11 protein-coding genes are annotated in these 11,837 nt (G+C 41.1%); 7 read left to right on the top strand and 4 right to left on the bottom strand.

What is annotated here, in order from left to right:
* Positions 1-510: 510 nt before the first annotated feature.
* The 5 genes from hypA to Q0C11_RS00170 all read left to right on the top strand — a co-directional run bounded on the left by hypA (position 511) and on the right by Q0C11_RS00170 (position 4,490).
* Positions 511-855 carry a hydrogenase maturation nickel metallochaperone HypA gene (gene hypA / locus Q0C11_RS00190; RefSeq protein ID WP_293004672.1) on the top strand — a complete coding sequence of 115 codons (345 nt, stop codon included), beginning with the start codon at positions 511-513 and terminating at the stop codon, positions 853-855.
* A 10-nt stretch (positions 856-865) separates the two neighbouring features.
* Positions 866-1,759, top strand: coding sequence for a hydrogenase nickel incorporation protein HypB (hypB, locus tag Q0C11_RS00185; RefSeq protein ID WP_293004670.1), 894 nt, complete (start codon positions 866-868; stop codon positions 1,757-1,759).
* On the top strand, positions 1,683-2,894 hold the full coding sequence (locus tag Q0C11_RS00180; RefSeq protein ID WP_293004669.1) for a carbamoyltransferase HypF: 1,212 nt from the start codon (positions 1,683-1,685) through the stop codon (positions 2,892-2,894). The genes hypB and Q0C11_RS00180 overlap by 77 nt, the downstream gene beginning before the upstream one ends.
* A gap of 33 nt (positions 2,895-2,927) precedes the next feature.
* Positions 2,928-3,782 (top strand): Hsp33 family molecular chaperone HslO, encoded by an 855-nt coding sequence (locus tag Q0C11_RS00175; RefSeq protein WP_293004668.1) that lies wholly within the window; start codon positions 2,928-2,930, stop codon positions 3,780-3,782.
* Positions 3,783-4,100: 318 nt separating this feature from the next.
* Positions 4,101-4,490: a response regulator gene (locus Q0C11_RS00170; protein ID WP_293004667.1), complete on the top strand. Its 390-nt coding sequence runs from the start codon at positions 4,101-4,103 to the stop codon at positions 4,488-4,490.
* Positions 4,491-5,488: 998 nt separating this feature from the next.
* On the opposite strand, the gene Q0C11_RS14645 is transcribed toward Q0C11_RS00170, so the two are convergent.
* Positions 5,489-5,566 (bottom strand): hypothetical protein, encoded by a 78-nt coding sequence (locus Q0C11_RS14645; protein ID WP_367273714.1) that lies wholly within the window; start codon positions 5,564-5,566, stop codon positions 5,489-5,491.
* Between Q0C11_RS14645 and Q0C11_RS14640 the strand changes: the two genes are divergently transcribed.
* On the top strand, positions 5,565-5,990 hold the full coding sequence (locus Q0C11_RS14640) for an ATP-binding protein (protein ID WP_367273713.1): 426 nt from the start codon (positions 5,565-5,567) through the stop codon (positions 5,988-5,990). The genes Q0C11_RS14645 and Q0C11_RS14640 overlap by 2 nt on opposite strands.
* A 61-nt stretch (positions 5,991-6,051) precedes the next feature.
* Here Q0C11_RS14640 and Q0C11_RS00160 read toward each other — a convergent pair whose 3' ends face one another.
* Positions 6,052-8,442 carry a DNA internalization-related competence protein ComEC/Rec2 gene (locus Q0C11_RS00160; RefSeq protein ID WP_293004664.1) on the bottom strand — a complete coding sequence of 797 codons (2,391 nt, stop codon included), beginning with the start codon at positions 8,440-8,442 and terminating at the stop codon, positions 6,052-6,054.
* 500 nt (positions 8,443-8,942) lie between these two features.
* Here Q0C11_RS00160 and Q0C11_RS00155 point away from each other — a divergent pair, with 500 nt between their 5' ends.
* The gene (locus Q0C11_RS00155; protein WP_293004662.1) at positions 8,943-9,992 is read left to right on the top strand and encodes a class I fructose-bisphosphate aldolase; all 1,050 of its coding nucleotides are present in this window, start codon (positions 8,943-8,945) and stop codon (positions 9,990-9,992) included.
* Between the two features lie 80 nt (positions 9,993-10,072).
* Here Q0C11_RS00155 and Q0C11_RS00150 read toward each other — a convergent pair whose 3' ends face one another.
* Positions 10,073-10,750: a tetratricopeptide repeat protein gene (locus Q0C11_RS00150; protein WP_293004660.1), complete on the bottom strand. Its 678-nt coding sequence runs from the start codon at positions 10,748-10,750 to the stop codon at positions 10,073-10,075.
* A 34-nt stretch (positions 10,751-10,784) separates the two neighbouring features.
* Positions 10,785-11,534: an ankyrin repeat domain-containing protein gene (locus Q0C11_RS00145; RefSeq protein ID WP_293004658.1), complete on the bottom strand. Its 750-nt coding sequence runs from the start codon at positions 11,532-11,534 to the stop codon at positions 10,785-10,787.
* Between the last annotated feature and the right edge of the window lie 303 nt (positions 11,535-11,837).

The raw sequence follows: 11,837 nt of genomic DNA, 5'->3' as shown, positions 1-11,837 counted from the left end.
GATTCTGTTTCAGCCATATCTTTAAAATCTAAACTAAAATAATGTGTTATGAACTAATTGAGAATTATAAATCACGATTGTTGGAATCAATTTAATTTCAAAGTCGCGCAACCTATTATTTATTGGACCTAACTAAACTTATTAAGGATATTTTTTATATCATGCCAGGCTCTTTATGCAATTTGTAAGATTTTGAATTTAATCTGACATTTGATATCTTTTTAGAACTATAAAGGACTGTTAGAAATGAATCAAGCAATGAAGTTAGGCCGCGTTTAGATATATCGAAGTAGTTAATAACCAGGAGCAATTTTCAACTAGCAACAATTCATTTCTCATAGGCTATGAATTGCGGCAAAATGCTGCTTAACCTTGCGTCCGGACAAATGTTCGCACTTCAAGATGAACTGGCGCTGGCAACCAAATACTTGCTAACATCCCATGAGCGCGTTTTAGCGATACCATGATCACTTATTACAATGACTTTTTAATAATCCAGTAAAATATGGCATGCATGAACTTTCGCTCGCTGAAAATTTATTACAAATTATCGAGGAAACTGCGACCGAACATCAACTTACAAAGGTTAAAACTGTATGGCTGGAGATTGGTAAACTAGCTTGCGTTGAGCAAGGATCATTACGGTTTTATTTTGATGTGGTAACACAAGACAGCATCGCCCGGCAAGCCAAGTTAGAAATCATAGAAATTGCTGGGCAGGCAGTATGCACACAATGCAATCACAGCAGCTTGATTACAATCTATTATGAGGCCTGTTCACATTGTGGTAGTTATAATACATTGAAAGTCACTCAAGGTCGCGAAATGAAAATCAAAGAATTAGAAGCTGAATAAAGAGGATCATATGTGTACGACTTGTGGATGCAGCATCGGACAAACACGCATTAATGGAAAAACGATTCAATCAACTCATCTTGAGAAACCAATTCAGTTCCGTCCACTGAAACATTCTAATATTCGCGATCATACTCCATCATTGCCGATTAAAAACAACCGCTCCTCAGAAACACTTGCTTTCGGAACAGGTCTCGTCACTGCGCACGCACCCGGCATGAGTCAGGCCAGAATGATCAAAATAGAACGCGACATTCTGGAAAGAAACAACCAATACGCCAATGAGAATCGCCGTTTTCTATCTGAGCAAAACATCCTCGCACTCAACTTGCTCTCCAGTCCCGGTTCAGGTAAAACCACCCTCTTAGTCAATACTATTGAAATACTTCGTAATAAATTACCAATCACTGTAATCGAAGGCGACCAACAAACCAATCATGATGCCGCGCGTATTCGTGAAACGGGTATTTCAGCAACACAAATTAATACGGGTAAAGGTTGTCACCTAGATGCATTTATGGTGCAGCAAGCACTACAGCAAATATCGCCACAACAAAATAGTGTTTTGTTTATTGAAAACGTAGGTAATCTAGTCTGTCCATCCAACTTTGATCTGGGTGAGGCATATAAAGTAGTTATATTGTCGGTTACCGAAGGTGAAGACAAACCACTTAAGTATCCTGATATGTTTCATGTGGCTGATCTATTGCTGTTAAATAAATGCGATTTATTACCATACTTATCCTTTGATGTCGATTTGGCAATTGAATATGCGCATCGCATTCATCCCGGTTTGCCAGTAATTCAAATCTCAGCTATGAATGGTAGTGGCATACAAGTCTGGGCTGATTGGATTGAAGCTAACCGTCTTGCTATTTCATCCACAGCCCAATACCAAACATAAACCAATTCGACACTTGTTTAACCAAACAGACATTATTATTCCGCTAGCAATCAGTGGACCCGCTATTTTGGCTTGTGGCGCCTGGTTAAAGAATACCGTTTGTCTGACGCAAGAAAACAACGCATATATCTCACCTCTTATCGGAGATTTAGCAACAGCGAATACCCGACAACTACTAGATCAAACCGTGTACCGCATGTGTAAAAATTATTCGATTCAACCTGAACTAGTTGCGCACGATTTACACCCGGATTTTTACAGCACTCATTTTGCTCAAACTTTTGCTGAGCAACAGCAACTACCACTACTCGCCGTACAACATCATCACGCTCACATTGGCGCTATCTGCGCTGAGCATCAACTTACTCAATCGGTAATAGCTCTGGCGCTGGATGGTGTAGGATTAGGAATTGATAACGCCCCTTGGGGTGGCGAGTTATTAATGGTGGACGGTGCCCGATCCGAGCGGCTGGGCCATTTAACAACATTAGCTCTGCCAGGCGGGGATCTAGCTGCACAAGAGCCTTGGCGTATGGCTGCAGCTGCACTAGCTCGTTTAAATCGTAGCGAAGATATTACACAACGTTTTGCTGATCAACCTGCTGCTGCAACTGTCACCGACATGCTGACCAAAAGCTTGAATTGCCCACAGACTTCTAGCATGGGAAGATTATTCGATGCTGCAGCAGGCCTTCTCGGTGTCTGTCTCACTCAATCTTATGAAGCACAGGCAGCGCTTCAATTAGAGCGATTGGCTGCACAACATGGATCGGTACTTGCCATGACTAATGGTTATCAAATCACAGAAAAAAATAATTTGGATTTCTCTCCATTATTAATGACTTTAATCGACGACCATGATTTAAAACAAAACCTTCCATACGCTGCTGCCCTATTTCACGCCACATTAATTGAAGGACTAGTAACTTGGGTTAAAATAATTGCAGAAAAGCTTCAAGTTTTCAATCTGGCATTCGGTGGCGGTTGTTTTCACAATACGGTTCTGCGACATGGCTTAATCAAACAATTGACCACACCTGACTTTAATTTATTTTTTTCACAACAATTACAACCTGACGATAGCGCTATTGCGCTCGGTCAGGCTTGGGTAGCATTGCAAAATGCCCACTCATAACATTGATCAATTCTTACAATTAAAGGTTTAATAATGAGCAATTATGTACAACGCTTCTTGCTGGAAAATTTGGATATACGTGGCGCAGTCGTGCATCTCGATTCCGTCTGGCAGGAAATGTTATCCGGACGCAACTATCCTCAACCTGTCACACAGCTGTTAGGTGAAATGAGTGCGGTTACCTTGTTGTTGGGTGAGAACCTCAAACAAACAGGGCGTTTGACCATTCAATTAACGAGTAGCGGCCCTATCTCTATGCTGTTATTGGATTGCACTGAGAGTCTGCACTTGCGTGGCATGGCAAAATGTGAGCAAACCGTCGAAGTGCAATCAGTTCCAGATTTGCTTGGCCATGGTCATCTACTCATTACACTCGATAAGCCATCAATGCGCGAATCTTATCAAAGCATTGTTCCGCTTGATGGTAAAAATGTTGCTGAAATTTTTGAACATTACTTCAGGCAATCTGATCAGTTGCCATCACGTTTATTTTTAGTTACCACTAACAATGCCATTTTTGGCTTGTTACTGCAAAAACTGCCAAACACTGACTTGCAGGATGCCGATGGCTGGATACGCACCGAAGCTCTAGCAAATACAATCCACAATCATGAGCCATTTGATCTAACCGCAGAAGAAATCTTGACACGTTTATTTTATGAAGAAACTATCCGCATTTTTAATGCTCAATCCGTTCAATACGGTTGCCAAGAGGATCCCGCAAAGATTTATGCCATGCTTCGTTCACTAGGGCGCAAAGAAGTTAATTCGATTTTGAAAGAATTTGGTGAGGTCATTGTCAGCGACGATATCTGCAATCGCGAATATCGCTTAGATGCACTGGCTATTGATGCGATATTTCGAGAAGCAGAACCAACGATTCACTAAGACTCAATATACAACATTTCCATGCTGTTAATACCATAGCACGAGTCACTTACATTCAATAGTCACTACTGGATTCATTCATTCGTATAATAAGTGCAATTGCCCGGCTAAAGAGAATATATTCAGAGCTTTCGTAAGCTAATTATTTCAGAAGACTATATTTTTCTGATATATCGCCGATATTCACATTTCACACATTATTCACATGTGCTACGATATCATCCACTCAACAATAACCTCGATAAACGAACGGTTTATTCTAACTGCTTCTAAGCCGTGGTTTCCAAGAAAGAATTTAAGCAAGGAGAATCAATTATTATGCCACCAAGAATTGCCCACGTTGACGACGATCCAGATATTCGTGAATCAGTTCAGCGCATATTATTTAAACATGGATATGAAGTAGATAGCTATTTGTCAATGCAGGAGTTTATCGATTCATTACAAGATGAAACAAAAAAGCCAGATTTGGCTATTCTGGATGTTATGGTTGAATCCATGGATGCCGGGTTGACAACTTATGCAAAAATTCACAAGCAATATCCGCAAATTCAGACTATTTTTCTGACATCGTTAGGTGACATGATTCGGCCATATTTTGAAGATGGTTCACATGAATGGGTTTGCATTATGGAGAAACCAGTTGAGCCGATTAGTCTCATGGCAACGATTAATGAACGCTTGAAGAAAGCAGGAGAGGCTGCATAATTTTGTGCAATACTCAATAATAATATTATGGCAAGCACTGAATTCTCTTGGGATAAGCCGAATACTCAAAGCGTATTGCTTGAAATAAAGGGAGATAAGTTAAAACTTAGCGACGATGTTTTAATCAGCAATATCCGTTGGTTCATAACTTTCCGCTGGATACTGGTTGCTATACTGGTTTTCTTTGAAATCCTGATGCTATCAGCATCAGATGCGCTGATGCAATTAGGCATCAGCGAACAGCAAAAATGGCCGATCGCCATTATTATCGTACTGATTGTAGCCAATATTGCTTACATCTTCGCGCTAGATCATTGCAAACCAGGCAAATATAACTCGCCTTCGATAAATTTATGGGTTCAGATTATTGTTGACCTGATCTGCTTGTCAGTCGTCGTGCATTATATTGGCAGCACTTCCACACCAATTTCTTTTTTCTACGTACTACATATTGCTCTTGCCTGTATCTTTTTTTCTACCCGTGAAAGCCTGTATGTAACAATCTTGGTCTGCTTCATGGATTCGATCGTCATCATAATTGATAACTTTCTAATTACTCAAGCACCGCTTTCTACACTGATAAACAGTCAATTTTTGTCTGAAAGTGCTCGCATAGATGGCGCTTTGATATGGATGTTTTTCCTTGATATACTTTTTTTTGTCGTTTGGTATGTTGTTTCAAGACTTTCTCTAATCGTTCGCGCACATGAGCGCCACCTTCTCGATGCATACAGGCAAATCAACCAAGCACAAGTTGAGAAAGATCAATATGCGTTATTGATCACGCATCAACTTAAATCCCCGCTTGATGCTATTCGCAGCAAAATAAATTTAATCAAAGAAGGTTATTTGGGTGAAACAACACTTGAGATAAGTACTGCACTAGAGCAAATTGATCACCGGGCAACAAATATGTCTAGCCTAATACTTGATCTACTTCGACTGGAGCGTTTGAAAGATACTTGTCTTGACACTGCAGTTTTCGAGCATGTTGACATTCAATCCGCCTTACAAAAATGTATTGAAAAACTGACCCCAGTCGCCAGTTCTAAAAGTGTTGCACTCAATTTATCCATTGAGAATTTTATTTGCAAGGTAATCCCCGATCAATTAGAAATACTTATAGAAAATATCATCACCAATGCGATTACCTATTCGCACCAAAATACTAGCATTGAAATCTCATCTAAAGTAGATCGCAATAATTTGCGCGCTAACATTACCATCACCGACCATGGCATTGGTATCGAAGAGAAAGATTTGCCCAACATATTCAACGAATATTTTTATTCTCCTAGAGCAGCACTCCATAACAAAGCAACTAGCGGAATTGGTTTATCCATCGTTAAGATCGCGGCAGAAAATAATCAATTAAGAATTAAGGTCACCAGTGAGCCAGGAGTAGGAACTACATTTACTGTGGTTTTCGACACTATCGAGTTTCCAGTAGCAACTGGATGTGCCACACCAATAACTTTAATCAATACCAGCTTATCTTAGCTGGATAACTCAGTGTAATATGCAGGAAGTTGCTCCATGCTTCGAAGGAGCTATTGCAAGTTTAATTCAGTTCAGAACTACCGTGCCAATAGCGCCGATTTAATTTTCTCCAGCTATTGACAGACCAATCATTATTTTCAAAACGTATCAGAATAGCACCATCGCTATCGCTACGCATCAACTGACTACTCGAATTATGATAACGCAAGGTTACAGTTTCGCGCGGATGACTATAACGATTAAGATAACCAACCGTAAAAATTGTCAGAGCAGGATTTACTTCTTGAACAAAAGCATCGGTTGATGAAGTATGACTGCCATGATGCGGTGCAATCAATACTGTTGCAGGAAGTTTATCACTGGATCGAGCTAGCAATGCTAACTCGTCTTTCCTTTCAATATCAGCCGGCAATAATACGCTACCATGAGCTGATGTAATTTTTAATACACAACTTTTTGCATTGGTACTACGTTTTGAGTTCAAATAATCCTGTTCTAATGGATGCAGAAATTCAAAATGCACACCGTCCCATTGCCAGATCTGTCCCGCGCGACACTGGTCCTTTAAGATTCCCGCCTGCACTATGGGATGCCGATCATCTAGCGATGACCACAGCTGCATAACCGACATCTGATTCAACACTGATAGTGCACCGCCACTATGATCCGAATCAGCATGCGACACCACCATAGCATCAAGTCTGCTAATTCCATCTCCGCGTAGAAAGGGCACAATAATGCGACTACCACTGTCGGTTTCACCGAATTCAGGACCCGTGTCAAATAATAATGCATGATGCTCGGTACGTGCCACGACCGCAAGTCCTTGACCAACATCAAGCACAGTCAGCCACAAATCTCCAGTTTTTGGTTGATCCAACTTAACTAAGAACATGGGCAAAACTGCAACCATGCCCAGCCAACGTGCGGGAAAACCAGAAAAAAAGCCCACCCCCAAGCTTCCCGGCAACAGCATCCACAGAATTCCAATAATAGCTACACTTATCGTCCATATTGGCGGAAAGTGCTGCTGCCATACAGCATGGGGCAAATTGCTTAGCGACTGCAGCATTGCCATGATGACACTTAACACATAATGGATGAACGGTAACATAAAATCGAATGCAGGTATCGTTGCTAGCAATGTTAACGGAACTACTATAAGACTTATCAGGGGAATGGCGATGGCATTAGCGATCGGTGATACTAAGGATATCTGTTGAAATAGCGCCAACAATAAAGGGATTAAAGCCAGCGTAATAGCCCACTGAATCCGCAACCAACCGCTGAGCCAATGTATTTTTCCGATCCGGCCAACAGTTAATAGCATTATGACAGCAACTGCGCCAAAAGATAGCCAGAACCCAGGAGCTAGAATGGCCCATGGATCTATTAATATCACTCCAAACAACGCCCATGCCAACACCGTAGTCGCCGGTATCTGACGCCCCATCCATAGCACAATCGCCACCACCGCCAGCATATAAAATGCCCGCTGTGCCGGAATTGCAAAACCTGAAAGCACAGCATAGCTAAAAGCTACAATTAATCCAGCCATCACAGCAGCACGCCGTGCCGGCACGCGTAATGCCAGATAAGCACTACAACGCCACAACCAATATACTATTGCAAATACTACGCTCGAAATCATCGTGATATGCAAACCGGAAATCGCCATGAGATGATTAGTTCCAGTACGTGCAAAAACTTGCCATTGATCACGGGGAATTGTATTCTGATCACCTGTTGCCAACGTTTGCAATATTCCTACATAATTCTGATTTGCTAAGCTTGTAGCAAAACGGTGTTGAATTCCTTCGCGAATATGCGCTATCCAATATACAGGACGTTGAACCATCGGTTGCAGGCGTTGATTTTCAGGCGATACACCCACATATCCAGTTGCACGGATATTGCGCTCCAATGCCCATCTTTCAAAATCGTAACTATGCGGATTTTGACTGCCATGTGGCCGTTTTAAATGCACTGTAAGTTGCCAACGCTCACCTGCATTAACCGTAGGTAATGCTGCCTGATTAGCTCCCGACTGTCGCACTTTATACCAAGACAATGCAATCCGCTTGGGCACGATCGCACCTTCAGTATTCACATGCTCAACGTCAAGCTGAAAACGCACACTTCGATTATTTTCTTGCGGCAAATTAGCTATCACACCAACTATTTGTATGGCTTTACGCTCCCAGACGCGAGGCAGAGAATCGCTCAAACGCCAGTGCGCTAAAATTGCCGCCCAACAAAACCCAAACACGAGAAAAAAAATTACAAACAAGATTCTGCTTATTACAATATGAGTGGCTGCTCGCAAAAACCCAAACAGTCCAACTGCAACTGCCATTGAGAACAACAACCAAAGGCACTCTACTTCTGGCAGTACAGTTCGGTACTGCAACCAACCAACGCCCAAAACAAATGCTAGGATATTTAATCTCACGCAAGTATTCTTCAAATTTAGTTCATCTACGATAATACTATTTATTTACTTTATCTGGAACTTCATTGAACATTTACTATGTTTTATATCATGTAATTAGCATGTTACAATCAATAATAATTTGTTTCCATACGCATACCGGTGGCATTTCCTCTGAATGTAATGCACAAAATCCATCCAATATTCAAAAAATAATTTTATAGTTACAGATAGTATCCAAAACTTAACAACAAAAGCATAGAGGAAAAGACGATAATATTAGATGCAGCAAATTCAAACTACCCAATGAATTGCGGATCTTCGAGTAGAAATTATAGGTTCATTATTGGTATCCCAGAGTTACTCAACAACAACTCGAAGAATCACATAATCATTATGTAAATCTTATGATTGAGCAACACGGAACAAAGAAAATACTTATTTCTCAAAAATGATGTCTACACTATAAAGTATCAGATTGAATTAAAAACTTAACACCATATCCCCCAAAAGGAGTAGAAATGACAAATATTACTGCAATTCTGGGCAATGAAAGCGAATTACTTCTCAACCATGTTTGCAATACGATACCAAAAGATAATTTGCAACTGCCAGGTTCCGATTTTGTCGATCGTGTGATGTTATTGAGCAATCGCAAGCCGAATGTTTTGCGCAATCTTCAGGCACTTTATCATCACGGACGTTTATCCGGCACTGGCTATTTATCGTTATTGCCTGTGGATCAAGGGGTCGAACATTCGGCGGGCGCTTCCTTTGCGCCTAATCCAATGTTTTTTGATCCAAAAAATATCGTTGAACTTGCTATTCAAGGTGGATGCAATGGCGTTGCTTCCACCTTAGGGGTATTGGCAATTGTGTCACGCCAGTATGCACACAAAATCCCTATGATTCTCAAAATCAACCATAATGAATTACTGACTTATCCTAATAAATTTGATCAAACAATGTTTGCGAGTGTTAACCAGGCCTTCAACATGGGGGCTTGTGCTGTAGGTGCCACTGTTTTTTACGGCTCGGATGAATCGCGTCGCCAAATTCAAGAAGTTTCTGCAGCATTTGAACATGCACATGATCTGGGTATGGCCACTATACTATGGGCATACGCACGTAATAGCGCGTTTAAAGTTGCAGACAAAGATTACCATGTGAGCGCCGATTTAACAGGTCAAGCTAATCATCTGGCAGTCACCATCGGTGCAGACATCGTTAAACAAAAAATGGCTACCAATAACGGTGGCTATAGCGCAATAAAATTCGGCAAAACTCACCCTAAAGTATATAGCGAACTCACAACAGATCATCCAATTGATCTCGTGCGCTATCAAGTCGCAAATTGTTACATGGGACGGATCGGCATGATCAATTCGGGTGGTGAGTCGGGCAGTGATGATTTGCACCAAGCCGTTAGAACTGCCGTAATTAACAAACGTGCCGGGGGCATGGGGCTCATATCCGGACGCAAGGCATTCCAGAAACCTATCGCTGAAGGCGTCAAGTTGCTCCACGCAATCCAAGACGTATATTTATCACAGGCGGTAACGATAGCTTAAGAGATATGGTTAGAATGTAACAAGTCAAACCTGATATGACAGTCACCCCCTCAACGGGGGACTGTCTATAAACCATACAATCACTTAGATTGTGATTGCTGTATAGCATCCAGATTGCTGCGCGCTTCTTCATTTCCTTGCGCAGCTGCTTTCTCAAACCATTCGATAGCTTTCTTCTCATTCCTTGCCACGCCTTCACCGGTAAAGTACATGGCACCTAAATTATTTTGGGCATCTACATGTCCTTGTTCTGCAGCCTTTTTAAATAACTCGACAGCTTGTTCCATGTCTTGAGGCACCCCCTCACCATTGGCGTACATAAGCCCTAAATTGAATTGCGCATCGGCATATCCCTGCTCCGCCGCACGGTAAAACCATCCGGCCGCAAGTTCTGGATCGTTGTTTAACACCTGCCCCGAAGCTGTCTTGGAAACAGCATCACCGGTATAATACATCACACCCAAACCATTCTGAGCAATCGGATCTCCAGCTCTCGCGTCTTCCATAAGTACCTTAAATTTTTCCTCGGCGAAATTTTCATCTCCCATACCTGACGGCATAATTTGCTCCTTCAACTCGGCCTTTTCTTCTTCCGTCAAGCCTTCACTCATAAAAGACGGGATCTCTCCCATCCTGGTGATTTCGCTCATGGGTTTTGGTATTGAGCTACTTTCTGATTTATCATTTTTTGCATCTTCACCGCAACCTTGAAGTAATAAAACTGCTACGGCAAATAATAAAACAGCAAAAACTTTCATTTATAATTTCCTTTATTTTTGTAATTGATATTTACTAATTAGCACCAGACTTTCTTAACAATTCAACAATCTCCCGATAACGATAGTGACTAGCAAGCATCAACGCAGTCATTCCATTGCTAGCTTTAAGATCCAGATTGGCATTTGCTGCGATCAATGAATAGACCGCTCTCAAATTACCATGTTGAGCCGCAAGCATTAGCGCGGTAGCTCCATTTTCCAACTGATAATTTACTTCTGCTTTTGCATTAACCAAAATTTCAATGGTCTGTTGATGTCCCTCTCGTGCAGCCAGCATGAGAGCTGTCATACCATCGTCTCGTTTAGTATTTATATCAGCCTGGGCATCTAACAATAGAGTAATTACCTTCCTTCTATCTTTTTCAGCAGCTAAGATTAAAGCTGTGCCATCTCCTTCAGAAGCAGCATTTACATCAGCACCGGCTCTCAGTAAAATTTCAACAACCTGCTCACGACCATCCCGAGAAGCTCTCATCAAAGCCGACAAACCATCCTCTGCTCTTAAATTCACATCCACACCGGCTTGCAGGAATCGTTCAACGATAGCAGAATTTCCTTTATTAACTGCAACTAGAAAAGCCGCACTTAATTCTTGCGAATCAATCTTTTGATTATCAAGAATATTCTTAACCAAAGAGAAATTGCCTTTCTCTGCAGCAGTAATCAATTCATCATCAATATCCACTGACCAAACATTAAAAGCTTGAGAGGCAAATAAAAACACTATTCCTGGTACAAATTTTTTGATAAAAAATCTTGGCATGAAAAATTCCCTCTGATAATTCAATAACATTCACACAGACAATTCTAACAATTCCACTTGAATCCTAATCAACTTATCGGTTTCGCATTTATTAATCAAATGACAGAATTATACAATTTAAATAATTCTTTTACTGCTGTCTCGCCATGAATTCTCATGTCGATTACATTTCAAGACCATGTGCAGTATGCTATTCTTGCAAGAGCTGTATTAGGCCGTACCTTAATACAAAAGAATCTCATTCAAACCGCTAATTTGAGAGATATCAATTGGAATGTTTTAATCTTGGCATCTTGGCAGTTT

This window comes from Nitrosomonas sp. (assembly GCF_022842015.1).
Lineage (GTDB): Bacteria > Pseudomonadota > Gammaproteobacteria > Burkholderiales > Nitrosomonadaceae > Nitrosomonas.
The sequence above is the reverse complement of the archived record's forward strand: the minus strand, read 5'-3'. Positions and strand labels throughout refer to the sequence as shown.

Excerpts from the sequence above, each read along its gene's own strand:
- hypA (WP_293004672.1), top strand. The coding sequence starts at position 511 with ATGCATGAACTTTCGCTCGCTGAAAATTTATTACAAATTATCGAGGAA.
- hypB (WP_293004670.1), top strand. The coding sequence starts at position 866 with ATGTGTACGACTTGTGGATGCAGCATCGGACAAACACGCATTAATGGA.
- Q0C11_RS00175 (WP_293004668.1), top strand. The coding sequence starts at position 2,928 with ATGAGCAATTATGTACAACGCTTCTTGCTGGAAAATTTGGATATACGT.
- Q0C11_RS00170 (WP_293004667.1), top strand. The coding sequence starts at position 4,101 with ATGCCACCAAGAATTGCCCACGTTGACGACGATCCAGATATTCGTGAA.
- Q0C11_RS14645 (WP_367273714.1), bottom strand. The coding sequence starts at position 5,566 with ATGGATAAATTGAGTGCAACACTTTTAGAACTGGCGACTGGGGTCAGT.
- Q0C11_RS00155 (WP_293004662.1), top strand. The coding sequence starts at position 8,943 with ATGACAAATATTACTGCAATTCTGGGCAATGAAAGCGAATTACTTCTC.
- Q0C11_RS00150 (WP_293004660.1), bottom strand. The coding sequence starts at position 10,750 with ATGAAAGTTTTTGCTGTTTTATTATTTGCCGTAGCAGTTTTATTACTT.
- Q0C11_RS00145 (WP_293004658.1), bottom strand. The coding sequence starts at position 11,534 with ATGCCAAGATTTTTTATCAAAAAATTTGTACCAGGAATAGTGTTTTTA.